The sequence below is a fragment of the Microbacterium sp. NPDC078814 genome, assembly GCF_040702645.1.
Taxonomy (GTDB): Bacteria; Actinomycetota; Actinomycetes; order Actinomycetales; family Microbacteriaceae; genus Microbacterium.
The window spans coordinates 375,324-399,127 of sequence record NZ_JBFBLT010000002.1 but is presented as its reverse complement, the minus strand read 5'-3'; the positions used below and the strand labels follow the sequence as shown (position 1 = coordinate 399,127).

Annotated in this window: 29 protein-coding genes and 4 tRNA genes; 12 read left to right on the top strand and 21 right to left on the bottom strand. The window is 70.6% G+C overall.

The annotated features are described in order from the left end of the window. Positions 1-31 precede the first annotated feature (31 nt). The 7 genes from AB0300_RS05210 to pdxS all read right to left on the bottom strand — a co-directional run bounded on the left by AB0300_RS05210 (position 32) and on the right by pdxS (position 5,189). Positions 32-433 (bottom strand): preprotein translocase subunit YajC, encoded by a 402-nt coding sequence (locus AB0300_RS05210; RefSeq protein ID WP_308195758.1) that lies wholly within the window; start codon positions 431-433, stop codon positions 32-34. 72 nt (positions 434-505) lie between these two features. Next, positions 506-1,531 carry a Holliday junction branch migration DNA helicase RuvB gene (gene ruvB, locus AB0300_RS05205; RefSeq protein ID WP_025103525.1) on the bottom strand — a complete coding sequence of 342 codons (1,026 nt, stop codon included), beginning with the start codon at positions 1,529-1,531 and terminating at the stop codon, positions 506-508. Continuing rightward, positions 1,524-2,144 (bottom strand): Holliday junction branch migration protein RuvA, encoded by a 621-nt coding sequence (gene ruvA / locus AB0300_RS05200; protein WP_338566122.1) that lies wholly within the window; start codon positions 2,142-2,144, stop codon positions 1,524-1,526. Before ruvA ends, ruvB begins: the two co-directional genes overlap by 8 nt. 9 nt (positions 2,145-2,153) lie before the next feature. After that, complete coding sequence (ruvC, locus tag AB0300_RS05195; RefSeq protein ID WP_303709132.1) at positions 2,154-2,738, bottom strand: crossover junction endodeoxyribonuclease RuvC; 585 nt, start codon at positions 2,736-2,738, stop codon at positions 2,154-2,156. A 45-nt stretch (positions 2,739-2,783) separates the two neighbouring features. Next, entirely contained in the window at positions 2,784-3,545 is a 762-nt protein-coding gene (locus AB0300_RS05190) for a YebC/PmpR family DNA-binding transcriptional regulator (RefSeq protein ID WP_025103528.1), read from the bottom strand. A 170-nt stretch (positions 3,546-3,715) separates the two neighbouring features. Beyond that, complete coding sequence (gene pdxT, locus AB0300_RS05185) at positions 3,716-4,306, bottom strand: pyridoxal 5'-phosphate synthase glutaminase subunit PdxT (RefSeq protein WP_085607582.1); 591 nt, start codon at positions 4,304-4,306, stop codon at positions 3,716-3,718. After that, positions 4,296-5,189: a pyridoxal 5'-phosphate synthase lyase subunit PdxS gene (pdxS, locus tag AB0300_RS05180; protein WP_025103530.1), complete on the bottom strand. Its 894-nt coding sequence runs from the start codon at positions 5,187-5,189 to the stop codon at positions 4,296-4,298. Before pdxS ends, pdxT begins: the two co-directional genes overlap by 11 nt. Positions 5,190-5,278: 89 nt before the next feature. On the opposite strand from pdxS, the gene AB0300_RS05175 reads away from it, so the two are divergent. Both AB0300_RS05175 and pdxY read left to right on the top strand, forming a co-directional pair. Beyond that, a complete protein-coding gene (locus AB0300_RS05175; protein WP_366215580.1) occupies positions 5,279-6,586 on the top strand; it encodes an aminotransferase class I/II-fold pyridoxal phosphate-dependent enzyme in 1,308 nt (435 codons plus the stop codon). 46 nt (positions 6,587-6,632) lie between these two features. Continuing rightward, a complete protein-coding gene (pdxY, locus tag AB0300_RS05170) occupies positions 6,633-7,484 on the top strand; it encodes a pyridoxal kinase PdxY (protein WP_062634460.1) in 852 nt (283 codons plus the stop codon). 221 nt (positions 7,485-7,705) lie between these two features. Here the strand turns inward: pdxY and AB0300_RS05165 are convergent, their stop codons facing one another. The 3 genes from AB0300_RS05165 to AB0300_RS05155 form a co-directional block, all read right to left on the bottom strand. Next, positions 7,706-8,260 carry an HIT domain-containing protein gene (locus tag AB0300_RS05165; protein ID WP_366215579.1) on the bottom strand — a complete coding sequence of 185 codons (555 nt, stop codon included), beginning with the start codon at positions 8,258-8,260 and terminating at the stop codon, positions 7,706-7,708. Next, positions 8,257-10,209, bottom strand: coding sequence for a threonine--tRNA ligase (thrS, locus tag AB0300_RS05160; RefSeq protein ID WP_253247471.1), 1,953 nt, complete (start codon positions 10,207-10,209; stop codon positions 8,257-8,259). The genes AB0300_RS05165 and thrS overlap by 4 nt, the downstream gene beginning before the upstream one ends. Before the next feature lie 121 nt (positions 10,210-10,330). Then, positions 10,331-10,690 carry a YnfA family protein gene (locus AB0300_RS05155; RefSeq protein ID WP_085607589.1) on the bottom strand — a complete coding sequence of 120 codons (360 nt, stop codon included), beginning with the start codon at positions 10,688-10,690 and terminating at the stop codon, positions 10,331-10,333. Between the two features lie 50 nt (positions 10,691-10,740). Between AB0300_RS05155 and AB0300_RS05150 the strand changes: the two genes are divergently transcribed. From AB0300_RS05150 to AB0300_RS05125, 6 genes are all read left to right on the top strand, one after another. Next, positions 10,741-11,118 (top strand): membrane protein, encoded by a 378-nt coding sequence (locus AB0300_RS05150; RefSeq protein WP_025103536.1) that lies wholly within the window; start codon positions 10,741-10,743, stop codon positions 11,116-11,118. Continuing rightward, complete coding sequence (locus tag AB0300_RS05145) at positions 11,115-12,464, top strand: deoxyribodipyrimidine photo-lyase (RefSeq protein ID WP_085607949.1); 1,350 nt, start codon at positions 11,115-11,117, stop codon at positions 12,462-12,464. The genes AB0300_RS05150 and AB0300_RS05145 overlap by 4 nt, the downstream gene beginning before the upstream one ends. Positions 12,465-12,525: 61 nt before the next feature. Further along, the gene (locus tag AB0300_RS05140) at positions 12,526-13,131 is read left to right on the top strand and encodes a hypothetical protein (RefSeq protein ID WP_366215578.1); all 606 of its coding nucleotides are present in this window, start codon (positions 12,526-12,528) and stop codon (positions 13,129-13,131) included. Between the two features lie 113 nt (positions 13,132-13,244). Then, positions 13,245-13,865 carry a copper resistance CopC family protein gene (locus AB0300_RS05135; RefSeq protein ID WP_253247455.1) on the top strand — a complete coding sequence of 207 codons (621 nt, stop codon included), beginning with the start codon at positions 13,245-13,247 and terminating at the stop codon, positions 13,863-13,865. 11 nt (positions 13,866-13,876) lie between these two features. Next, a complete protein-coding gene (locus tag AB0300_RS05130; RefSeq protein WP_366215577.1) occupies positions 13,877-14,407 on the top strand; it encodes a copper chaperone PCu(A)C in 531 nt (176 codons plus the stop codon). Beyond that, positions 14,407-15,633, top strand: coding sequence for a Dyp-type peroxidase (locus AB0300_RS05125; RefSeq protein WP_126893140.1), 1,227 nt, complete (start codon positions 14,407-14,409; stop codon positions 15,631-15,633). Before AB0300_RS05130 ends, AB0300_RS05125 begins: the two co-directional genes overlap by 1 nt. Here AB0300_RS05125 and AB0300_RS05120 read toward each other — a convergent pair. Next, a complete protein-coding gene (locus AB0300_RS05120; RefSeq protein ID WP_366215576.1) occupies positions 15,539-16,384 on the bottom strand; it encodes an MBL fold metallo-hydrolase in 846 nt (281 codons plus the stop codon). The genes AB0300_RS05125 and AB0300_RS05120 overlap by 95 nt on opposite strands. Further along, complete coding sequence (locus tag AB0300_RS05115; protein WP_366215575.1) at positions 16,381-16,881, bottom strand: DUF6098 family protein; 501 nt, start codon at positions 16,879-16,881, stop codon at positions 16,381-16,383. Before AB0300_RS05115 ends, AB0300_RS05120 begins: the two co-directional genes overlap by 4 nt. 188 nt (positions 16,882-17,069) lie before the next feature. Between AB0300_RS05115 and AB0300_RS05110 the strand changes: the two genes are divergently transcribed. After that, positions 17,070-17,543 carry a DUF4383 domain-containing protein gene (locus AB0300_RS05110; protein WP_102209276.1) on the top strand — a complete coding sequence of 158 codons (474 nt, stop codon included), beginning with the start codon at positions 17,070-17,072 and terminating at the stop codon, positions 17,541-17,543. A gap of 76 nt (positions 17,544-17,619) precedes the next feature. Here the strand turns inward: AB0300_RS05110 and AB0300_RS05105 are convergent, their stop codons facing one another. The 5 genes from AB0300_RS05105 to AB0300_RS05085 all read right to left on the bottom strand — a co-directional run bounded on the left by AB0300_RS05105 (position 17,620) and on the right by AB0300_RS05085 (position 18,945). After that, complete coding sequence (locus AB0300_RS05105) at positions 17,620-17,949, bottom strand: ATP-dependent DNA ligase (RefSeq protein ID WP_338567294.1); 330 nt, start codon at positions 17,947-17,949, stop codon at positions 17,620-17,622. 172 nt (positions 17,950-18,121) lie between these two features. Beyond that, the gene (locus AB0300_RS05100) at positions 18,122-18,442 is read right to left on the bottom strand and encodes a hypothetical protein (RefSeq protein WP_312672418.1); all 321 of its coding nucleotides are present in this window, start codon (positions 18,440-18,442) and stop codon (positions 18,122-18,124) included. A gap of 205 nt (positions 18,443-18,647) precedes the next feature. Then, positions 18,648-18,722: transfer RNA gene (locus tag AB0300_RS05095), tRNA-Val, on the bottom strand. 27 nt (positions 18,723-18,749) lie between these two features. Further along, positions 18,750-18,820 (bottom strand) — tRNA-Cys (locus AB0300_RS05090). 52 nt (positions 18,821-18,872) lie between these two features. After that, a tRNA-Gly gene (locus AB0300_RS05085) sits at positions 18,873-18,945 on the bottom strand. Positions 18,946-19,096: 151 nt separating this feature from the next. On the opposite strand from AB0300_RS05085, the gene AB0300_RS05080 reads away from it, so the two are divergent. Next, positions 19,097-19,169: transfer RNA gene (locus AB0300_RS05080), tRNA-Val, on the top strand. A gap of 52 nt (positions 19,170-19,221) precedes the next feature. On the opposite strand, the gene AB0300_RS05075 is transcribed toward AB0300_RS05080, so the two are convergent. Together AB0300_RS05075 and AB0300_RS05070 are read right to left on the bottom strand one after the other, a co-directional pair. Beyond that, positions 19,222-20,886, bottom strand: coding sequence for an alpha-amylase family protein (locus tag AB0300_RS05075; protein WP_126893136.1), 1,665 nt, complete (start codon positions 20,884-20,886; stop codon positions 19,222-19,224). Further along, on the bottom strand, positions 20,883-21,848 hold the full coding sequence (locus AB0300_RS05070) for a TIGR03885 family FMN-dependent LLM class oxidoreductase (protein ID WP_366215574.1): 966 nt from the start codon (positions 21,846-21,848) through the stop codon (positions 20,883-20,885). The genes AB0300_RS05075 and AB0300_RS05070 overlap by 4 nt, the downstream gene beginning before the upstream one ends. Positions 21,849-21,951: 103 nt before the next feature. Between AB0300_RS05070 and AB0300_RS05065 the strand changes: the two genes are divergently transcribed. Together AB0300_RS05065 and AB0300_RS05060 are read left to right on the top strand one after the other, a co-directional pair. Beyond that, a complete protein-coding gene (locus AB0300_RS05065; protein WP_062634439.1) occupies positions 21,952-22,377 on the top strand; it encodes a GIY-YIG nuclease family protein in 426 nt (141 codons plus the stop codon). A 111-nt stretch (positions 22,378-22,488) separates the two neighbouring features. Continuing rightward, positions 22,489-22,662, top strand: coding sequence for a hypothetical protein (locus tag AB0300_RS05060; RefSeq protein WP_153244978.1), 174 nt, complete (start codon positions 22,489-22,491; stop codon positions 22,660-22,662). A gap of 60 nt (positions 22,663-22,722) precedes the next feature. Here AB0300_RS05060 and AB0300_RS05055 read toward each other — a convergent pair whose 3' ends face one another. Both AB0300_RS05055 and AB0300_RS05050 read right to left on the bottom strand, forming a co-directional pair. Next, the gene (locus AB0300_RS05055; RefSeq protein ID WP_366215573.1) at positions 22,723-23,109 is read right to left on the bottom strand and encodes an SPW repeat protein; all 387 of its coding nucleotides are present in this window, start codon (positions 23,107-23,109) and stop codon (positions 22,723-22,725) included. 83 nt (positions 23,110-23,192) lie between these two features. Then, the gene (locus AB0300_RS05050) at positions 23,193-23,786 is read right to left on the bottom strand and encodes a type II toxin-antitoxin system PemK/MazF family toxin (protein ID WP_025103551.1); all 594 of its coding nucleotides are present in this window, start codon (positions 23,784-23,786) and stop codon (positions 23,193-23,195) included. Positions 23,787-23,804 lie beyond the last annotated feature (18 nt).

Genomic DNA, 23,804 nt, shown 5'->3' with positions numbered 1-23,804 from the left:
GGTGATCCGGGAGGCCGCGACGGCCTTCGTCTTACTTGTCGTCGGCGTCCCGCTCGAGGCGGGCGCGGGTCTCCTCGGGCGTCTCGACCGCGGGGGCGGCGGTCTCGTCGACGCTGTGATCGTCCACGCCGTCGACGGGCGCGTCGACGATGGCGTCCTTGGGCTCCACGATGCGGAGGATCGCCTGGCTGTGCACCTCGATCACGGTGCCGGGCGCGATCTCCACCAGGGCCGGGGAGTCGAGGTCTTCGGCGTCGTACGCGACGATGGTGCCGTAGATGCCGCCCTGCAGCAGGACCTTGGCGCCGGGAACCGTCTTGGTCGCCTTCTCCTCCTGCTCGGCCTTCATCTGCCGGGTGCGCTTGCGCGTGTTGAAGATCATGAAGATCAGCAGGACGGCGAGGAGTCCGAAGAGGACAAATTCCATGGGCATGGGGATGGCGCCTTTCTCAGGTGCACGCACCAGCCTTTGGGCGCACAGCGGTATCGGGGAAGTCTTCAGCGATTATAGGTCATCCAACTTCAGCATCCCGTCCGGGTGCGCCACGCCGAGGTGGGCATACGCCTCCGGCGTCGCGACCCGCCCGCGGGGGGTGCGACCGAGAAAGCCGATCCGCACGAGATAGGGCTCGACCACGCTCTCCACCGTCTCCGGCTCCTCTCCCACCGCCACCGCGAGGGTGCTGAGGCCGACCGGTCCGCCGCGGAAGCGCCGCACCAGGGCGTCCAGCACCGCGCGGTCCAGTCGGTCCAGGCCGATCGCGTCGACGTCGTAGAGGTCCAGCGCGGCCTGGACGCCGCGCAGGGTCGCCGCACCCCCGCCATGGACGAGCGCGTAGTCGCGGACGCGACGCAGCAGGCGGTTGGCGATGCGCGGGGTCCCGCGGGAGCGTCGCGCGATCTCGGAGAGCGAGTCCGTCGGGAGGTCGACGCCGAGCACGGAGGCGGAGCGTCCGATGACCTGCTCCAGCTCGCCCTCGTCGTAGAACTCGAGGTGACCGGTGAAGCCGAAGCGGTCGCGGAGCGGATTGGGCAGCAGTCCGGAACGCGTGGTGGCGCCGACGAGCGTGAACGGGGAGAGCTCCAGCGGGATGCTGGTCGCCCCCGCGCCCTTGCCGACCATGATGTCGATCCGGTAGTCCTCCATCGCGAGGTACAGCATCTCCTCCGCCGACCGGGCCATGCGATGGATCTCGTCGATGAAGAGCACCTCGCCGGGCACGAGGCTCGACAGCAGCGCCGCGAGGTCGCCGGCGTGCTGGATCGCGGGGCCGCTGGACATGCGCAGCGGACGATCGCTCTCGTGGGCGACGATCATCGCCAGCGTGGTCTTGCCCAGGCCGGGGGGACCGGCGAGCAGGATGTGGTCTGCGGGCCGGGACTGGATGCGGGCCGCCTCCAGGAGGAGCTGCAGCTGCCCGCGCACCTTCTGCTGTCCGACGAACTCGCCGAGGCTCGACGGGCGGAGAGCGCCCTCGATGGCGAGTTCGGACTCGTCGGTCGGCTCGGTCGGATCGAGGGCGTCAGCCACGGCCCTGGCCTCCCTGCGCCGGGCCGAGCAGCGCGAGCGTGCGCCGCAGCAGCAGGGCCACGGAGGCTCGCTCGGCATCCGTGGCGTCCGTCGCCGTCTGGGTCGCCGCCTCCGCCGCGACCTTCTCGGACCACCCGAGGCCGACCAGAGCCACCGTCACCTGGGCGACGACATCGTCCCCTCCCGAGGCGGCGGGCGCCGACGGGGCGGCCACGGCCTGGACCTTGCCGGCGAGCTGCACGACGATGAGCTTCGCGGTCTTCGGTCCGATGCCGGAGACCCGCCGGAACGGTGCATCGTCCTCTGCGGTCACGGCCTCCGCGATCTGGTCGGCGGTGAGGTGCGACAGCACCCCGAGCGCCGACTTCGGGCCGACGCCGGTGACGCTGAGCAGCAGGGTGAAGATCTCCAGCTCGCCGCGGTCGGCGAAGCCGAACAGCGAGAGCGAGTCCTCCCGCACGATGAGGCTCGTGTGCAGGAGGAGCTTCTCCCCCACCGTCGCGGTGTGGGCGACATCGGCGGGGACGGCGACCGCGAAGCCCACGCCCCCGACGTCGATGATGACCTGGTCCGGCGTCGTGTGCAGCACGGTGCCGTGTAGAGAGGAGATCATTCCGTCAGTCTAGGAGCCGGCTCGTAGATATGTTCGAGCGACACGCTCCGCGTCGGCCCAGGCACGCTGCGCGGGAGTGAGGCCACCCTCCGTCCGACTCGTCGAGGGAGCGCCGCGTCGCCAGGCGTGACACAGCGCGATCGCCAGGGCGTCCGCCGCGTCCGCGGGCTGCGGAGGCGCGTCCAGCCGCAGGATCCGGGCGATCATCGCCTGGACCTGACGCTTGTCGGCGGACCCGTACCCGGTCACCGCGGCCTTCACCTCGCTGGGAGTGTGGGTCGCCGCCGGCAGGCCGGCCTCTGCGGCGATCAGCAGCGCGACCCCGCTCGCCTGCGCGGTGCCCATGACCGTGTGCGTGTTCTGCTGGGCGAACACCCGCTCGACCGCGACGGCATCGGGCCGGTGCTCGGCGATCGCCGCGCGGATCCCCGCAGCGACGATCGCGAGCCGGTCGCCGATCTCCGCATCCGGGGCGGAGCGGATGACTCCGACATGGACGAGCGTGCCACGACGAGCGCGATCGACGTCGACGATGCCCACACCGCACCGGGTGAGTCCGGGGTCGATGCCGAGCACGCGCAACGAAGTGGTCACCTGACCAGGCTAGGCCGCGCGCCGCGTCGCCGGCTCGCGCCGCGCCTACGCGTCGTCGTTCTCGAGCTCTGCCTGGACCTCGGGCGACAGATCGAAGTTGCTGAAGACGTTCTGCACGTCCTCGCTGTCCTCGAGCGCATCGATGAGGCGGAACACCTTGCGGGCGGTCTCGGCGTCGATCTCGACCTTGAGGTTCGGCACGAACTCGACGTCGGCCGACTCGTACTCGATCCCCGCGTCCTGCAGCGCGGAACGGACGGCCACGAGGTCGCTCGCCTCGGTGATGACCTCGAAGCCCTCGGCGTGCGGCTCGATCTCCTCGGCCCCGGCCTCCAGCGCCGCCATCATGACGTCGTCCTCGGTCGTGCCCTCGGAACCGACGACGATGACGCCCTTGCGGCTGAAGTTGTACGCCACGCTGCCCGGGTCGGCGAGGGTGCCGCCGTTGCGGCTGAGGGCGGTGCGCACCTCGGCCGCGGCGCGGTTCTTGTTGTCGGTCAGACACTCGATCATGAGGGCGACACCGTTGGGCCCGTAGCCCTCGTACATGATCGAGGTGTACTCGACGGCCTCACCGCCGATGCCGGCGCCGCGCTTGATGGCGCGATCGATGTTGTCCTTGGGGACCGAGGTCTTCTTCGCCTTGAGCACCGCGTCGAAGAGCGTCGGGTTGCCCTGCAGGTCGGCGCCGCCCAGCTTGGCCGCGACCTCGATGTTCTTGATGAGCTTGGCCCAGGACTTCGCACGGCGCGCGTCGATGACGGCCTTCTTGTGCTTGGTCGTGGCCCACTTGGAATGCCCGGACATAAGTCTCCGCTCGTCGTCTGCGCCCCGGAACGCCGCCCAGGGCGTCGTCCAGTCTATCGAACCGTGCCGCGGCACCGCTGTTGTCCCGCTCGCGCAGGCGTTCGCGCGAGTTCAGGCACCTGCGCGCGCACGCGCCTGATCTCGCGCGCGGGCCTGAACCCACGACACCGTCAGCGGCGCGAGACCCGGTCGAGGAAGCGTCGGTGGAACCGCGTCTCGTTGGTGATCTCCGGGTGGAAGCTGAGGCCGAGCAGTCCGTCCTGCTCCACTCCGACCACGCGACCGTCGGGCAGGGTCGCGAGTACCGAGGCCTGCGGCCCGACCGCCTCCACGACGGGTCCGCGGATGAAGGCGGCCGTCACCGGCTCGTCGAACGCGGGCACGGTCAGCTCGGCCTCGAACGATTCGGCCTGACGCCCGAACGCGTTGCGCCGCACGACCGCATCGAGTCCGCCGAAACTCTGCTGTCCGTCGATCGCGTCGACGACCTCATCGGCCAGCAGGATCAGCCCCGCGCAGGTGCCGAGCACCGGCATCCCGTCCGCGATCGCGTCGCGGATCGGCTGCTGCAACCCGAACAGCCGGGCGAGCTTGTCGATTACGGTCGATTCGCCGCCCGGGATCACGAGTCCGTCGACCAGGGCGAGCTCCTCGGGCCGACGGACCAGCGCCACGTCGGCGCCGAGCGCCTCGAGGAGCGTGGCATGCTCTCGCACGTCCCCCTGAAGCGCGAGGACGCCGACGCGCGGCTTACCAGCCACGCTCGGCGAGGCGGTGCGGCGCAGGCAGGTCGCTGACGTTGATGCCCACCATCGCCTCGCCCAGGCCGCGCGAGACCTCGGCGATCACCTTCGGGTCGTCGAAGAACGTGGTGGCCTTGACGATGGCCTTCGCCCGCTCCGCGGGGTTGCCGGACTTGAAGATGCCGGAGCCGACGAAGACGCCGTCGGCTCCGAGCTGCATCATCATCGCCGCGTCGGCCGGGGTCGCGACGCCACCGGCGACGAAGAGCACCACGGGGAGCTTCCCGGTCTCGGCGATCTCCGCGACGAGCTCGTACGGTGCCTGCAGCTCCTTCGCGGCGACGAACAGCTCATCCTTCGGCAGCGCGGTCAGCGCGGCGATCTCTCCCCGGATCTTCCGGATGTGCTTCATCGCCTCAGAGACGTCACCCGTGCCGGCCTCACCCTTGGAACGGATCATCGCGGCGCCCTCGTTGATACGACGCAGCGCCTCCCCCAGGTTCGTGGCTCCGCAGACGAACGGCACGGTGAAGCCGAACTTGTCGATGTGGTTCACGTAGTCGGCGGGCGAGAGCACCTCGGACTCGTCGATGTAGTCGACGCCGAGCTCCTGCAGCACCTGCGCCTCGACGAAGTGCCCGATCCGCGCCTTCGCCATGACGGGGATGGACACCGCGTCGATGATGCTGTCGATCATGTCCGGGTCGCTCATCCGCGAGACCCCGCCCTGCGCACGGATGTCCGCGGGGACACGCTCCAGCGCCATCACGGCGACGGCACCGGCGTCTTCGGCGATCTTCGCCTGCTCGGCGGTGACGACGTCCATGATGACGCCCCCCTTGAGCATCTCGGCGAGACCGCGCTTCACGCGTGCGGATCCGGTGGTGGGCTGCTCGGTCATGGGGGTCTCCTGTCGGATGATCCGAAATCGATTTTGATCTAGATCAAAGGTAGCACTGTCCGATCCACCTAGAATCTCGGAGGAGGATCATGAGCGAGCAGATCAGGGGAACCACCGCGGCGGAGATCGCGGACAGCGTGCGCGCCCTGCGGGATCGTGGCACGCTCCGTCCCGGCGAGGTCCTCCCTCCCGTGCGCGAGCTCGCGGCGACGCTCGGCGTCAACCGCAACACCGCCGTCGCCGCGTATCGCCAGCTCGCCCAAGCGGGACTCGTGCACTCGCGCGGGCGCGCGGGCACGGTCGTCGCGGGCGTCGACGTCGTGCCGCAGGAGGGCTACGCGCCGGACACCGTGCTCCGCGACATCGGCACCGGCAACCCTGACCCGGCGCGCATCCCCGACCCGTCGCAGGCGCTCGGCACGATCGGTCGTCGTCCCGTGCTCTACGGAGAGCCGGTGATCGACCGCGGTCTCGAAGCGTGGGCGCGGGAGTGGATGGGCGCCGACCTCCCCGGTCACGACTTCCGGGTCACCGTGACCAGCGGTGCGGTGGATGCCGTGGAACGTCTGCTCGCGCAGGCGCTCATGCGTGACGACGCCGTGGCGCTCGAGGACCCCTGCTTCCTCGCGAGCATCCACACCGTGCGGCTGGGCGGATACCGGGCCATCACGGTGCCGGTGGACGAGGAGGGGATGACGGTCGACGGTCTCCGCGCCGCTCTGGACGCGGGCGTCCGCGCCGTCATCTGCACCCCGCGCGCGCAGAATCCGACGGGGGTGAGCCTCTCCCCCGCCCGCGCCGAGGCGCTGCGGGGCGTGCTCGCCGACCACCCCTATGTGCTCGTCATCGAGGACGACCACTTCTCTCTGCTCTCCCAGCGTCCCTACGAATCGCTGATCGGACCCGAGCACCGGCGATTCGCCCTGGTCCGCTCGGTGTCGAAGTTCCTCGGCCCTGACATGTGCCTCGCGCTCGCGGCGACCGACCCGGAGACGGCGGAGCGCCTCGCGATGCGGCTCAGCCCCGGTACCACGTGGGTCAGTCACCTGCTGCAGCGCCTCACGCTCGCCCAGCTCACCGACCCCGACGTCCGCGAGGAGATCGCGGAGGCGGGCCGGCACTACGCCGCGCGGAACGCCGCGTTCGCGGGACGCCTGCGCGCGGAGGGGATCGACGCGCCCGACCCCGACGGCCTGAGCCTGTGGGTCGGATTCGAGAAGCCCGCGCGCACCGTCGCCGACCACCTCATGCGGCGCGGCTGGCTCGCGCGCACCGGTGACGACTTCGCGCTCGACGAGCGCGCCGAGCCCTCGCATTACCTCCGACTCACCGTGCACGACCTCTCCGAGGACGACACGGAGACCCTCATCGCCGACCTCGTCGCCGCCGGACGATGACCACCCGACGCGGGCACCGCCCCGCCAAGAATGAAAGGGACCGGGTATGAAGATCCTGTCCATCCAGTCCGCCGTCGCGTACGGTCACGTCGGCAACTCCGCCGCCGTCTTCCCGCTGCAGCGCATCGGCGTCGAGGTGCTGCCGGTCTACACCGTGACGTTCTCGAACCACACCGGCTACGGCGCATGGCGCGGCCCGCTGATCGACCCGACCGACGTCGGCGAGGTCATCACCGGCATCGAGGAACGCGGCGTGTTCGGTTCCATCGACGCCGTGCTCAGCGGCTACCAGGGCAGCGAGGGCATCGGCGACGTCATCATCGACGCGGTCTCCCGGGTGAAGGCGGCCAACCCGAATGCGCTGTACGCGTGCGACCCGGTCATGGGCAACGCCAAGTCCGGCTGCTTCGTGGCTCCGGCCATCCCGATCCTGCTCCGCGAACGCGTGGTTCCCGTGGCCGACATCATCACGCCGAACCAGTTCGAGCTCGGCTTCCTCACCGAGACCGAGCCGGACACGCTCGAGTCGACCCTCGCCTCGGTCGACCTCGCGCGGGCGATGGGGCCGCGTACGGTGCTCGTCACGAGCGTCGAGCGGCCCGACCGCGAAGAGGGCACCATCGAGATGCTCGCCGTCGACGACGCGGGCGCCTGGCTCGTGCAGACGCCGCACCTGCCGATGAAGGCCAACGGCTCCGGAGACGTGACGGCCGCGCTGTTCACCGCGCACTACGTCGCCACCGGAAGCGCGCAGACCGCTCTGGAGCGCACCGCCTCGAGCGTCTACGACCTGCTTCAGGCCACGCTCGACTCGGGCGAGCGCGAGCTGCAGCTCGTCGAGGCGCAGGAGTTCTACGCGAACCCGCGGATGCAGTTCACCGCCCGCCAGGTGCGCTGACTCCTCCCCGACGCCGAGTCCCTGAGCGGGCCCGCGCTGGGTCCCTGAGCCTGCCGAAGGGCCTGAGCCTGTCGAAGGTGGGTCCCTGAGCCTGTCGAAGGGCCGGGTCACGACGCTTCGACAGGCTCAGCGACCCAGAGGCGGCTCAGCGACCCAGAGGCGGCTCAGCGACCCAGAGGCGGCTCAGCGACCCAGAGGCGGCTCAGCGACCCAGAGGCGGCTCAGCGATCGGCGGCGGGCCAGGCCTCCGCGACGGCCTCCCGCACCTCACCGAGGAGCTGCGGGAGCGCCTTTGTCTTGGCGATGATCGGGAAGAAGTTCGCGTCCGAGCGCCACCGCGGCACCACGTGCTGATGCAGATGCGCGTCCACGCCCGCTCCGGCCACCGCTCCCTGGTTCATCCCGAGGTTGAAGCCGTCGCAGCCCGAGACCTCGCGGAGCACGCGCATCGCGGTCTGCGTGAGCGCACCGATCTCCGCGACCTCCTCGGGCGTCGCCTGGTCGTAGGTGGCGATGTGCCGGTACGGGCACACGAGCAGGTGCCCCGAGTTGTACGGGAACAGGTTCAGCAGCACGTAGGCGGTCTCCCCACGCGCCACGATGAGCCGCTCGGCATCCGGGTACATCGGCGCCTCGCAGAACGGGCATTCCTCGCGCAGTGGTTCCGGCCCGGCCTGGATGTACGCCATCCGATGCGGGGTCCACAGCCGCTGGAACTCGTCGGGCACCCCGACGAGACGGGAGGCGTCCTCAAGGTCCGCCTCACCGCCCGTCATGCGAGGTCACCCGCCTTCAACACCAGCGCGTGCGAGGCGATGGCGGCGCTGATCCGGCGCACCGCGTCGGCCACCGGCACGCCGTTCTCCTGCGTGCCGTCGCGGAAGCGGAACGACACCGTGCCGGCGGCGCGGTCCTGCTCCCCCACGATGAGGATGACCGGGACCTTCGCCGTGGTGTGGGTGCGGATCTTCTTCTGCATGCGGTCGTCGGAGTGGTCGACGTCGGCCCGCACGCCCGCCGCGCGCAGCTGCGCGATGACGTCGTCCAGGTAATCGCCGTACTGCTCGGCCACCGGCACACCCACCACCTGGCTCGGCGCGAGCCAGAGCGGGAAGTCACCGGCGTAGTGCTCGAGGAGGATCGCGAAGAAGCGCTCGACGGAGCCGAGGAGCGCCCGGTGGATCATCACAGGCCGGTGCTTCTGCCCGTCGGGACCGGTGTACTCCAGCTCGAAGCGGTCGGGCTGGTTGAAGTCGAGCTGGATCGTCGACATCTGCCACGTGCGGCCGATGGCGTCGCGGGCCTGCACCGAGATCTTCGGGCCGTAGAAGGCGGCGCCGCCCGGGTCGGCCACGAGCTCGAGACCGGACTCGATCGCGACCTCGCGCAGCGTGTCGATCGCCGTCGACCACTGCTCGGGCTCGCCGAGGAACTTCGGGTTGCCCTCCTCGTTCGTCGAGAGCTCGAGGTAGAAGTCGTTGAGGCCGTAGTCGCGGAGCAGGTCGAGGACGAGGTTCAGGTTGGTGGTGAGCTCCTCCTTGACCTGGTCCTGGGCGACGTAGATGTGCGCGTCGTCCTGGGTCAGACCGCGCACGCGGGTCAGCCCTGACAGCGTTCCGCTCTTCTCATAGCGGTAGACCGTGCCGAACTCGGCCAGACGCAGCGGCAGCTCCCGGTAGGAGCGCCCGCGCGAACGGAAGATGAGGTTGTGGAACGGGCAGTTCATCGGCTTGAGGTAGTAGTCCTGGCCCTGGCGGGTGACGTTGCCCTCGTCGTCGACGACCTCGTCGAGGTGCATCGGGGGGAACATGCCGTCCGCGTAGGTCTGCAGGTGCCCCGACGTCATGAAGAGATCCTTCTTCGTGATGTGCGGGCTGTTGACGAGGTCGTAGCCGTTGCGCAGCAGGTGCTTGCGCAGGTTCTCCTCGATCTCGTAGCGGATGATGCCGCCCTTGGGATGGAAGACCGCCAGCCCCGAGCCGATCTCGTCCGGGAAGGAGAAGAGGTCCATCTCGGCGCCGAGCTTGCGGTGGTCGCGACGCTCGGCCTCGGCGATGCGCTCCTGGTAGGCGCGCAGCTCGTCCTTCGTCGGCCATGCGGTGCCGTAGATGCGCTGGAGCTGCGGGTTCTTCTCGCTCCCCCGCCAGTACGCGGCGGCGATGCGGGTGAGGTCCCAACCGTTGCCGATCATGCGCGTGTTGGGCAGGTGCGGACCGCGGCAGAGGTCCTTCCAGACGACCTCGCCGTCACGGGTGGTGTTGTCGTAGATCGTGAGCTCGCCCTCGCCCACCTCGACGGAGGCCCCCTCGGCGATCTCGGCAGCACCCTGGGTCCCTGAGCCTGTCGAAGGACCCTTGAGTCCGATGAGCTCGAGCTTGAACGGCTCGTCCGCGAGCTCCGCACGAGCCTCCTCGTCCGTCACGACACGACGGACGAAGCGCTGGCCCTCGCGGACGATGCGCTGCATCTCCTTGGAGATCGCCTTGATGTCCTCCGGCGTGAACGGGGTGTCGACGCCGAAGTCGTAGTAGAAGCCGTCCGTGATGGGCGGACCGATGCCGAGGTTCGCCTGCGGGTTGATCCGCTGCACCGCCTGGGCGAGCACGTGCGCGGTCGAGTGACGCAGGATGTTCAGGCCGTCGGGGCTGTCGATCGTGACGGGCTCGACGTCGTCGGTCTCGGTGACCGTCGCGGCGAGGTCCTTGAGGACGCCGCCGACGCGCATGGCGACGACGTTTCGGTCAGAGAACAGGGCGAAGCCGTCGGTCGGCTGGGCGTTTTCAGGCACTGATCACTCCATCTGGGTCTGGATCTAGGCTACTCGTCCGCTCGCGGGTCGCCGACCGTCACGCAGCGGTCTCCGACAGCGAATCCGTCGCCGCTGGCGCGAAGATGATGATCGCCGCCCCGGCCAGCGCCACCACGGAGCCGATCACGTCCCACGAGGTGGGGCGGAATCCGTCGACGATGACGCCCCAGGCGAGGGAGCCGGCGATGAAGATCCCGCCGTACGCGGCCAGGACGCGGCCGAAGTTCGCATCCGGCTGGAGAGCCGCGATGAATCCGTAGGCGCCGAGCGCCATGACCCCGAGGACCGCGAACAACCAGCCCCTCTCCTCCTTCACCGCCTGCCAGATGAGCCAGGCGCCGCCGATCTCGGCGATGGCGGCGAGGAGGAAGAGGACGGTGATGCGCAGCACGGTCATCGCCTCAGTGTGGCAGGCACGGCGTCCGACGGGGACGGTAGCGTGGGCGCATGACACGGACGATCGCCCGCTGGCTCCTCGCTCTCGCCCTCGGCGCGATGGGCGTGCTGCACTTCACGCAGACACGCGGGTTCCGGGTCGTCGTGCCCGACTGGGCGACCCGCCTCACCCGGATGGACAAGGACGCGATCGTCCTGGCGTCCGGTGCGGCCGAGGTCGCGCTCGCGGCGGGGCTGGTGGCGCTGCCCCGCGAGCGCCGTCGGATGGGAGTGGCGACGGCCGGTTTCTTCGCCGCGGTCTTCCCCGGCAACTGGCATCAGTGGCGCACCGGGCGATCGACGCCGGGGCTCGACACGGACCGGCGGCGGTTCGGCCGCCTGTTCCTGCAGCCGCTGCTGGTCGCCTGGGCGCTGTGGGCGACCCGATGACGTCGCCCTCGATCGTCTGGTTCCGCGACGATCTCCGCCTGGCCGACAACCCCGCGCTGCGTGCCGCCGTCGAGCGCGACGAACCGATCATCGCGCTCTTCGTCCTCGACGAGGAGTCCCCCGGCATCCGTCCGCTGGGCGGCGCGGCGCGCTGGTGGCTGCACCATTCGCTGGCCTCGCTCGCCGAGCGGCTGCAGGAGAAGGGGGCGACGCTGGTGCTGCGGCACGGGCCCGCCGACCGGATCGTGCGGGAGCTGGTCGCCGAGTCGGGCGCCGGAGCGGTCTTCTGGAACCGCCGCTACGGGGCGGCCGGGCGCGAGATCGACGCGGGGCTGAAGGCGACGCTGCGCGACGACGGCCTCCAGGTCGCGTCTTTCGCGGGGTCGCTCCTGCACGAGCCGTGGACGGTCACCACCGGGAGCGGCACGCACTATTCCGTCTTCACGCCGTTCTGGCGGGCCTGTCTGGCCCTTCCGGCCCCGCGCGCTCCGCTCCCCGAGCCCCGCGAGCTTCGCGGCGCCGGCCGGCGGCTCCGCTCCGATCCGCTCGACGACTGGGGCCTGCTGCCGACCGCCCCGGACTGGGCGGGCGGACTCCGCGAGACGTGGGAGCCCGGCGAGCCCGCCGCACGCCGCCGGCTGCGGCACTTTCTCGGCGAGGACCTCCGCACGTACGATCGCGCTCGCGACGCCCCGGCCGCCGGTGCCACCTCCCGGCTGTCTCCGCGACTGCGCTGGGGCGAGCTCAGCCCCTTCACCGTGTGGCACGAGGCGATCGACGTCGACGGGGCCGGCGGATTCCTCTCGGAGATCGGCTGGCGCGAGTTCGCCTGGCACACGCTGTTCCACTTCCCGGATCTCGCGACGAAGAACCTGCGGCGCGAGTTCGACGCGTTCCCCTGGCCTCCCCTGGACCCCGCACGCCTGGAGCTGTGGCAGCACGGCGAGACCGGAGTCCCCCTCGTCGACGCGGGCATGCGCGAGCTCTGGCACACCGGGCACATGCACAACCGGGTGCGGATGGTCGCCGCATCGTTCCTCGTCAAGAACCTCCTCATCGACTGGCGGCTCGGCGAGGAGTGGTTCTGGGACACGCTGGTGGACGCCGACGACGCGAGCAACCCGTTCAACTGGCAGTGGGTCGCGGGTTCCGGCGCCGACGCCGCCCCGTACTTCCGCGTGTTCAACCCGGAGTTGCAGGCCAAGAAGTTCGACGGCGAGGGGCAGTACGTGGGGCGCTGGGCCGCAGACGCCCCCACCGAGCCGATCGTCGACCTCGGCGAGACCCGCAAGGCAGCGCTCGCGGCCTACGACGTCGTGAAGCGCTCCGGAGCACCGCGGAGCTGACGCCCGGCTCACGCCCGGCTCATGCCCGCGGCGACCGCCGCCGCATGGCAGACTGGTGCCCGTGAGCCCGTCCCGCAAGCCCGCCGTCGTGCGGGGCTTCGCGACCTCGTCGCTCGCGATCTTCGTGGCTCTCGCCGGTCACGTGAGCGGCGGCGGAGAGATGCCGGGCCCTCTGGGCATCCTGGTGCCCTGGCTGTTCGCCTTCATGGTGAGCGTGCTCCTCGCCGGGCGGACGCTCTCCCTCACCCGGCTCACCCTCTCGGTGGCCGTGAGCCAGTTCCTCTTCCACGTGCTCTTCGTGCTCGGCACGGTCAGCGCGTCCGGCGTGGCTGTCCGTCACGTGCACGGCGCTCCGCTCATGCTCCCCGCGGCCGAGGGCACGGCCGTCGTCGCGACCGCCGACGCCTCGATGTGGCTCGGGCACACCCTCGCCGCCCTCCTCACCGTGACGGCGCTCCACCGCGGGGAGCGGCTGCTCCTCACCCTGCGCGCTCTCGCCGTCCGACTGGTCCGCTGGGTGCGTCGGCGTGCGGACGCGACGCTCGCCCCGCGCGCCGCTGCTTCTCCGTTCCGCCTCGCCGGGCTCTTCCTCGTGCCGGCGGGCCGCGGTCTTCGCCTCCTCACTCCGCTTCTCGGGCGCGCCCCGCCCTCTCTCCCCGCGCTCTGATCCGCGCCCGCGGCCTCCCGCCGTGCGGTGCGTCCTCGCGCCGTCCCCGGTGACGCGCGCGTCCGAACGCAGGTACCCGCGTCGCTCGGCGACGTCTGAAGAGAGGCTCTTCCATGTCCCCTGTCCGCAGATTCGCGGCCGGGGCGGTGCTGGCGGCTGTCGCGATCCTCGCGACGGCGGCGCCGGCGACCGCCCATGACCAACTCATCGAGAGCAGCCCCGCCGGCGGGGAACGGCTCGACACCGCGCCCGTCAGCGTCACGATGACGTTCTCGGGCGAGCTCCTCGTCCTCGACGAGTCGACCGCCGGGGCCGTCGTCCTCGTCGTCGACGCGGAGGGCGAGGACTGGGCCACGGGCGAGGTGGAGGTGCGCGGACGGAACGTCACCGCCGCCCTCCTGCCCGACATGCCCGACGGCGGGTACCAGGTGCGCTGGCAGGTCGTCTCCGAGGACGGGCACCCGATCGCGGGGGTCATCCCCTTCGCCGTCGGAGACGCCGTTCCGCTGGAGTCGACAGGGAACCCGGAGCCGACCGCGTCCGCCACGGGCGGGTCGTCGACCGCATCGGGTCAGAACGCAGACGAGACGGGCGGCCCGGTCCGGGTCCTGCTCGTCGGCGGGGCGGGAGCGGCACTCGCCGTCGCCGCCTTCGCCGTCCTCCTCATCCTCCGCCGCCGTCGCGCGGCCGCTGTGGCGCCGGAATCCGGCGAAGACACGGCAGAGAACTCCTGAAAGGCATCATCATGAACACTCGCACCTCCCTCCCCCGCCTCGGCGCGGCGATCGTCCTCTCGCTCGTCGCGCTCACCGGGTGCACCGCGCCCACAGCCGAGACACCGACCAGCGCCCCCGCCGGTGACGATCTCCGGATCGACGACGCCTGGGTCAAGGCCGCCGACGACGGCATGTCCGCGGCTTTCGGCGTGCTCGTCAACGAGGGCGAGGAGGACGTGACGGTGACATCGGTCGCCTCCGCCGCCTCGCCGATGATCGAGCTGCACGAGACCGTGGAGAACGAGGCCGGGGAGATGGTCATGCGGGAGATCGCCGGGGGCTTCGTCGTCCCCGCCGGCGGCAGCCTCGCCCTCAAGCCCGGGGGGAATCACATCATGATGATGGACCTCTCCGAGCCTCTGGAAGCCGGTGACGAGGTCGCTTTCACCGTCACCCTGTCGGACGACTCCACGTTCGAGTTCGCCGCGCCGGTGAAGGACTACTCCGGCGCGAACGAGAACTACGACGGCGCCGACGACCACGAGGGCATGGACCACTGATGTCCGCGCGCGTCTCGGGCGCGCGCACCGGCCGCACCGGCTCGACCCGGCGGCAGTTCCTCCTCGGAGGGGCTGTCGCCGGTGTCGGCGCCGCCGTCGCGGTCGGGGCCGACCTCGCCCTCACGCGAGCGGACACGGAGGCTCCCGCGGCCCCCGCTCCGCTCAACGGCTCCCTCACCGTCCCGTTCCACGGTGTCCATCAGGCCGGGATCGACACCCCTGCCCAGGCGCACGGCTCGTTCGTGGCGCTCGACCTCCGGCCGGAGGTCGACCGCGACGGACTCCGCCGGCTCCTGCGTATCCTCACGGACGACGCGGCGCGGCTCACCCAGGGACGATCGGCGCTCGCGGACTCGGAGCCGGAGCTCGCACTCGCCCCGGCCCGGTTGACCGTCACGTTCGGCTTCGGCCCGACTCTCGTGGCACGGGCCGGCGGCAGCAGTCCGTCCTGGCTCGCTCCGCTGCCCGCCTTCCGCGTGGACCGCCTGCAGCCGGAGTTCTCGGATGGGGACCTGCTCCTCCAGCTCGCCGCCGACGACCCTCTGACCGTCGCGCACGCGCAGCGCATGCTCCTGAAGGACGCGCGCGGCTTCGCGACCGTGCGATGGATCCAGCAGGGCTTCCGCCGGGCCCACGGCACCGAGCGCCCGGGCACGACCATGCGCAATCTCTTCGGCCAGGTCGACGGCACGAGCAATCCGCAGCCGGGGACCGACGACTTCGACCGGGTGGTCTGGAGTGGGGACGGCTGGCTGGCCGGCGGCACGGGCATGGTCCTGCGCCGCATCCGCATGGACCTCGACACCTGGGACCGCCTGGATCGCGGAGGCCGCGAGGCCTCGGTGGGGCGGACGCTCCGCGACGGTGCGCCGCTCACGGGGACGTCGGAGTTCGACGAGCCGGACTTCGACGCGACGACGGCCATCGGGTTCCCGGTCATCCCGGCGTTCGCGCACATCCGGCGCGCTCGCGGGGACGGGACGGAGCGCATCTTCCGCCGGGCGTACAACTACGACGAGCGCCCGGCCGGAGACGGCGTCTCCGAATCCGGGCTGCTCTTCGCCGCGTTCCAGGCCGACGTCGCGCGGCAGTTCGTCCCCATGCAGCAACGGCTCGACGAGCTCGACCTGCTCAACGAGTGGACGGTCCCGATCGGATCCGCCGTGTTCGCGATGCCCCCGGGGTGCGCGGAGGGCGGCTACATCGGGGAGACGCTGCTCGACTGAGGTGCGGGGTCAGTGGGGTCCGCGTCGCCGGGCGGCGGCGACCGCGGGCCCCACGCCGTCCAGCGCGGGTTCTCCGTGGCCCGTCAGGACGACTCGCGCGCTCGTCCGTGCCAGGGTGTCCAGCGACTCCATCGCCTCCGTGGTGTCGGCCGTGGCCGCCCTGGCGACGATCTGGGGCACGGTCTCGCCGGTGTACGGGTCGAGCGTCACCGGCGATGAGCACCCCGGACTCCTCGAACAGGTATGCGCAGTGCCCTTCCGTGTGCCCGGGAGTCCACAGCGCGATCGGGGTGCCTGGGGTATCGATCGGATGCTCGTGCCGCACGCGCGGCTGCGCCTCGACGCCCCGGACGTTCAGCGCTCCGGCGAGTGCCATCCGGGTGATGGTCGGGATCCCCCGCGGATGGGTGAGCACGTAGGGGACGCGTGGTGAGGCCGGACGGTAGCTGTACGGATGACGAGCCAGGTGTGCGTCGCGAGGGTGGACGAACACGGAGACCCCCTCCTCGTGCAGCCCGCACGCGACACCGACGTGGTCGAAGTGCCCGTGCGTCAGGACGACCGCATCGATGTCTGTCTCTTTCGCCGCGAGGTGACCGAGCAGGTCGCGCAGCACGCCCCTGCTGCGCGGCAGTCCCGCATCGAACAGCGTCAGCCCGTCCGCGGTCTGCACGAGGTAGCAGTTGACGTCCGCCACGCTGATGCTGAAGAAGCCCGGAACGACCTCCGTCCACTGCCGCCCTCTGCTCATCCCCGGTCCTCCTCGTCGTCGGCGGGTCCGCGCCCGGCATCGAAGTTGCGCTCGTACCGCTCCCTGGCCTCGAGCAGCACGTGTGCGCCGATCACGGCGATGGGTTCCACCTCCCGCAGCAGCGGCTCGCAGTCGGGCCCCCGGCCGCAGTGCTCGCCTCGCAGGACCCAGGCGATGCGCTGCGGATCCTTCTCGGCGAGGTGTCGGTACTGACAGAGCTGGCGCGCGAGCCAGTCCTCCAGCGGACGCGTCCACCAGCGCTCGGCATCCAGGGGATTGACGGAGAGGCCGGGAAGCTCGAGTCCGCTCTCGGTGTCGACGCTGGAACGGCGTGCATCCGCATCCGGCCCCTCCGAGTAGCGGACGTGCAGGCCGGGGCATGCGCGGACGACGGCGGCCAGCTGCGGCAGATGGTCGATGCGTCGCAACCCGGTCGCGGCGTCGCGTTCGGGAGCAGAGACGGGCCCGCAGGTGCGGTCGAGAGCAGCATCGGTCATGGCCCGAGCGTAAGAAGCGGCCGTGACGACGCCGAGGGGGATTGACAATCCGGGCATCGAGCGCATCATCGCCGGAGCGCTCGCGTACGCGTGGGAAGCTACCGCGCCGCTTCCGCCGCGTCAATGCCCTCTCAGCCCGCACCCAGGGGTTCTACCTTCGGGCAACCGCACCCACCTTGGAGGGGATCATGAGCGACACCACCCGCACTACCCGCTACGCCGAGACACCGATCCAGAAGACGGCGCTGATCGTCGGCATCGTCTTCCTCATCGTCGGTATCGCCGGCTTCATCCCGGGCCTGACCCACTCGGCCGAACACCTGCACGGGGCCGGAGCAGCGTCGGAGGCCCTGCTCCTCGGCCTCTTCCAGGTCTCGGTCCTGCACAACGTCGTGCACCTGCTGTTCGCCGTCGCGGGCATCGCGCTCGCCGCCTCGCCGCGCGCCTCCCGCCTCTACCTCATCATCGGCGGGCTCGCGTACCTCGTCGTCTGGCTGTACGGCCTCATCGCGGTCGGCAACGAGCAGCTGAACTTCCTGCCGGTGAACAACGCCGACAACTGGCTCCACCTCGGTCTCGCGATCGGCATGGTGCTGCTGGGCATCTTCGTCAGTCGAGAGCCGCGCGTCCCGCGGAACGGCGCAGGCACCGCGCGCGTCTGACGCTCGGTGCACCACGTCGGGACGCCTCCTCCTCGCCTCGCGGAGGGGGCGTCCCGACTGTCGCGGCCCGGTGGCCCTACGACACGTCCAGATTCCCGGTGACCGCACTACCGGCCGGCTCCGGTACGAGATACAGACCGCCGGGCGAGTTAGCCGTGTACGCCAGCGCGTCGACCCAGGCCCGGTTGACCTCCGGCTGGCGGCTGCCGACGTACTTGAACACCAGGGAGCTCCCGGCATGCAGCCAGACGGTGATCCGTCCGCCCCCGATGCTGGCGTCCTCCTTCCAGGAGTACGGGAAGGGCTCGCCCCGCCGCAGCTTCGCGGTGATTACGAGCTGCAGATGCCGCAGTGCGCGATCCTCGACCTCGACCTTGGTGCTTCCTTCGTAGATGAATCTGCCCATGTCCGCCCTCCGGAGATGATCGCCACGAAATCTCGTCCCACGGAGGCGCGATCGTCGATCGCCGGTGGTGATGTCGGTCCACCCTGTCAGCGGCACCGCCCCCGGCGGCCCGAAGACGCCGATGTGCGGACGGGAAACGAACAGATCGTGCGAGTAGTGTCCACTCTCGGGGTCACCCCTCCACCGGCTGGACGGCGTTCCCCCAGACCCAGCAGCGGTAGGTGCGCTCGCCGGCACGGAACTCGATGCCCGCCGCGAGCGGAGTGGAGCGGACGACCTTGGCCTCCACGCGGATCGCCTCCGGGCCGAACCGCACCCACGCCCGCACCCGCCGCTGGAGCGCGTGCGGATAGACGGTGATGGCGGATTCGCGCAAGGCGAGCTCGCGATCGGACAGGGACTGCAGGGGGCCGCGGCGTGCAGCGGCCTCGATGGCCTGATGCTGCGACCGCATGTCGTTGTACGCGGAGAGCGCGCGACCCGAGTTCCCCACACCGGCTCCTTCCTCCGGCCTCTTCCAGGATACCGATACTCGAACACATCTTCGAACTCGATCCCTGCGGCACCGACACGCAGATTCGCACCGAGGTCGCAGGGCTCCGCCGTGAGGCTGCGACCTCGCGCGGATCTGCGACCCCGCGCGCGGGAGGGATGCCCCGCGGGCAAGAAAAAAACCCCCGGCAGAACCGGGGGTTTCGTGGTGCGCGATACTGGGATCGAACCAGTGACCTCTTCCGTGTCAGGGAAGCGCGCTACCGCTGCGCCAATCGCGCCCGTTGGGGCTATTCAGTTTTCCCGTGAGGTGGCGACGGGATTCGAACCCGTGTAAACGGCTTTGCAGGCCGGTGCCTAGCCGCTCGGCCACGCCACCGTGTGGATTGACCCCACGTGCCGCCGATCTTCGAGAAGATCTACTGCACTCGAGCGGATGACGAGACTCGAACTCGCGACCCCAACCTTGGCAAGGTTGTGCGCTACCAACTGCGCTACATCCGCATTTCGTTCCCGGTTGTCCCGGGCACTTATGAAACATTAGCCGATGATCCGCGCTCCGCCAAACCCGTGGCGAATCTCGCGCGTGTCTCCCCGACTGGTCATCGAGGCGCTCGCGGGTCGGGTAGTATCGGTTGACGTACCCCGCGGGTATGGGCGATTGGCGCAGTTGGTAGCGCGCTTCCTTCACACGGAAGAGGTCATCGGTTCGAGTCCGGTATCGCCCACAGAATCCCTCCGAAGGCCCCGATCATCCGGGGCCTTCGGTGTTTCCACCGGTCACAGGACCCTGCCGTCCCCCGGTCGCGAGACCCGCAGCCACCGATAGCCGTACGCGGGAAGCTCCAGCTCCACCCCGCCGTCGTCGTCGAGGGGCACGCGCCGCGCGTCGAGGAGGTCGACCAGGGTCGTGCCCGCGGGCTCCTCCCCCAGTCGGAACCGCGTCGTCGCCGGCCGTTCCGCGAAGTTGTGGACGGCGATCGTGCGCCCGACATCCGCCTCCAGGGAGTGCACCAGCAGGGCGTCCTGCGGCTGGTCGATGACGCGGAACATCCCCCACCCGAGCTCGGGCGACACCCGGTAGCGCGCGGTCAGGTCGCGGATGAAGTGCAGCAACGATCCCCGGTCCTCGAGCTGCGCGGCGGCGTTCACGTGCGTGGGCGCGTACCCGTCCGTCGGCACCGGCGCGACCAGCCGGGAGGGGCGCGCGTCGGAGAAGCCGCCGTTGCGATCCGCCGACCACTGCATCGGGGTGCGCACGGCCTGCCGCCCCTCGATGGCGATGTTCTCGCCCATCCCGATCTCCTCGCCGTAGAACAGCACCGGGGTTCCGGGGAGGGTGAAGAGCAGGCTGTAGGCCATCCGGATCCTCCGGGGATCGCCTTCCAGCATCGGCGGGAGGCGCCGGGTGACCCCGCGCCCGAACACCCGCTGCCGCTCGTCCGGAGCGAAGGCCTCGAAGACCTCCTCGCGCTCGGCGTCGCTCAGCTTGTCGAGGGTGAGCTCGTCGTGGTTCCGGAGGAAGTTCGCCCATTGCACCTCGGGCCCGAGGACCGGGCGGGCCGTGAGCGCCTCAACGAGTGGCGCGGGATCGCGGCGGGCGAGCGACAGATAGAGCGCCTGCATCGCCACGAAGTCGAACTGCATGGTCAGCTCATCGCCGTGCGCACCCCCGAAGTACGCCCGCTGCTCCTCGTACGGCAGGTTGACCTCGCCCAGCAGGATCGCCTCACTGGACCGCCGCTGCAGGAAGCGCCGCATGTCGCGCAGCAGCTCGTGCGGGTCGGGGAGGTCGGACGTCTTCGGGACCTCGAGGAGGAACGGCACCGCATCGACCCGGAACCCCGAGATGCCGAGCTGCAGCCAGAACCCGATCACCTTCGCGATCTCATCTCGGACCACGGGGTTGGCGATGTTGAGGTCGGGCTGGTGCTCGTAGAAGCTGTGCTGGTACCACTGCCCCGACTTGTCGTCCTTCGTCCAGATCCCGTCGGCCTGCCCGGGGAACACCGTGTTCTTCTCGCCCTTCGGCGGTGCATCGTCCCGCCACACGTAGTAGTCGCGATAGGGCGAGTCGACGCTGCGGAGCGCCGCGCGGAACCACGGGTGACGGTCGGAGGTGTGGTTGACGACGAGGTCGACGATCACGCGGATGCCGCGGTCGCGGGCGGTGCGGATCACCTCCACGAGGTCGCCGTGGGTGCCCAGACGAGGGTCCACGCCGTAGAAGTCGCTGACGTCGTAGCCGTCGTCGAGGTCGGGCGAGGGATAGAACGGCATGAGCCACAGGCACGTCACACCGAGCTGCGACAGGTAGTCGATCCGCTGCGCGAGGCCGCGGAGGTCGCCGACGCCGTCGCCGTCCGCGTCCAGGAAGGTCTCCACGTCGAGGCAGTAGACGACGGCCGTCTTCCACCAGAGGTCGCTCGTGTCGGTGATCTTCATGTGCGCTCCCTCAGGGCGGGCAGGATCTCGGAGGCGGCCGCCTTCAGGAACCCGGTCTGCTCGCGGCCCACGTGGTGCAGGTAGATCCGGTCGAAGCCGATGCCGACGAGCTCCGCCAGTCGTCCCGCGAGGGAACGGGCGTCATGATCGACGAGGACCGCCTTGCGCAGCCCCGCTTCGTCGACCTCGCCCACCGCGGCGTCGAGGTCCTCCGGCTGCTCGATGTTCCACGCGAGCGGCGGGGTGACCACTCCCTGCCGCCACTGCTCCTTCGCGGTCGCGTACGCCTCGGCATCGTCGGCACCCCAGCTCACGTGCGTCTGCAGGATGCACGGCCCCTGTCCCCCGGCCGAGCGGTAGGCCTCGACCACCCTCCGGAGCGCGGACGGCTCCTGGGCGACGGTCGCGAGCCCGTCCGCCCACCCGGCCGCCCACTCCGCGGTCTCCGGGCTGACGGCGGTGGCGAAGAGGGGTGGCGGCTGCGCCGGCCGGGTCCAGATCCGCGCGCGGTGCACGCGCACGAGACCGTCATGGTCGACCTCCTCTCCGGCCAGCAGCCGGCGGATCACGTCCACGCTCTCGCGCAACCGCGCGTTCCGGACGTCCTTGGCGGGCCAGACGTCGCCGGTCACGTGCTCGTTCATGGCTTCCCCGCTGCCGAGCGCGGCCCAGAACCGTCCGGGGAACATCTCCTCCAGCGTCCCGAAGGCCTGAGCGACGATCGCCGGGTGGTATCGCTGTCCCGGCGCGTTGACCATGCCGATCGGGAAGCGGGTGCGGGCCAGCGCCGCGGCGATCCAGCTGAACGCGAATCCCGACTCCCCCTGCTCGGGCAGCCACGGGGCCAGGTGATCGGAGCACATCGCCCCGTCGAAGCCGGCCCACTCCGCGCTGACGACCGCGTCGAGCAAGGCGCCGGGCGGGATCTGCTCATGGGAGGCGTGGAATCCGATGAAGACCATAGGCCGAGTCTGGCAAGCGACGACGTCCCACGGCAGTGGTTGACAGAAGCGCCGGGTACTGGCAGGTACGGCCGATGTCCGAGGGCGGACGTAGGCTGCACCGGTGCCGAAACCCCGCCTTCTCCCCGGACCCTGCCCGCTCTGCGGCGGTCTCACCGGGCTGCGGACGGACGATGCCTGGCACTGCGCGCTCTGCGGCTGGCGCTACGGAGACTCCCCCGACCCCGACCTGCCGTTCCCGCGGATCGACGTCGTGTACTACCTCCGGTACGACCGCAGGGTGAAGATCGGCACGAGCAGGCAGCCACGGCGCAGACTCGCGAGCATCCGTCATGACGAGCTCCTCGCCTTCGAACGGGGCGACCGGGTGCGCGAACAGCAGCGTCACCGCGAGTTCGCCTCCGCGCGCGAAGGCGGCGAGTGGTTCACCCTGACGCCCGAGATCGGCGCTCACATCGCCCGTTTGCAGCAGGACGGCGACCCCTGGCACCAGTACGCCCGCTGGCTCAGCGCCGCTCTCCGGGGCTGAGCCGCCTATCACCAGGCGCCGGATCGCACCAGGGGATCCCGTCCTTCGCGGACGGCAGGCAGACTCGCCGATGAACGGGCGCACCCGGCGCCCCGCGTGAGAGGACCGGACATGAACGGACGAGAGAACATCCCCGCCGACGACGTCAGCGCGCAGGATCCGCTCGCCGGCGACGGGAGCGGCGACCCGAACAGCGACCGCCAGTTCCTGCAGGATCTGCCTCCCGCCCAGGTCGACACCGAGCAGCAGCAGGAGCATCAGGCCGAGGCCGACGACGAGGAGTAGTCCTCGCGACGACGAGGGGCGACCGGATCGGCATCCGGTCGCCCCTCGTCGTGTCCGGCGTCAGGCAGTCGCGGCGCGTCCGCGGGCGCTCTGCGGCTGCGGCTGGGAGAACAGCACGACGACGATGACGGCGGCACCGACGACGACGTGCGGGAGCCAGACGTTCAGCGCCTCGCCCGCGAAGCCGAACAGCCACGGCGACAGGGCGAGGAAGAGGCTCGCGACGATGTCGAAGACGAGGTGCACGGGCATGGGGATCAGACCGAACGGACCCCACTCGTACTTCGTGAAGAGGCTGTAGACGATGAGGCCGACGCCGAGGACGATCGGGATGACGACGGGGGCTCCGCCCATGCCGGCGAAGCCGAAGAGCCAGGGCGCGGCGATCAGAGCGACTCCGACGACGTAGTCGAGAACTCCATGGACCTTGGTCGGGATGAAACGCATGATTCCTCCTTGGGTGCCGCCGGCGGCGACTCACAGGAAGGTTCGGAGCCCTGCCCCCATCGGATGGGAACGCGGCATCCGCCTCAGCTCTGCGCCCATCCGTATCGCCGCTGGAGCGCCGCGGCGACCCGGGCGTACCGGGTACGGTCCAGGGCCGCTGCCTCCCGGCGGAGACCACGCTCGTGGACGCTGTAGAGCTGTTCGATGTCGACCCAGGACTCGCGGCCCTGCCCGTCCCACTCCCCGCTCCCGATCGAGAGGTAGTCGCGGTCGCCGTCGTGCGGCCGGCTGGTCATCCGCACCGCGTACACCCGTTCGGAGGACTGCCGCCCGATCACCAGCACCGGTCGGTCCTTGCCTCGGCCGTCGTTCTCCTCGTACGGCACCCAGGTCCAGACGACCTCGCCCGCATCCGGGGCCCCGTCCCGCTGCGGCGCGTAGGACACGCGGACGGCCGGCATGCGCCCGGCATCGAGCCGCACGGTCTCGGTCCCGCGGGCGCGTCCCGGCTCGACGCCGGCATCCGATGCCGACCGCCGCTCGCGCTCCTCGGCCGTCCGCAGACGCGCGTCCGGGCGCCGCGGACCGGGAGAGGTCCGCGACGCCCGGGGGGAGCCCACTGCTCGGCGCAGGAGATCCGCGAGTGTCTTCAGGATGCCGTTGCTGGTCGTGCCCACACGGTCACCCTAACCGTC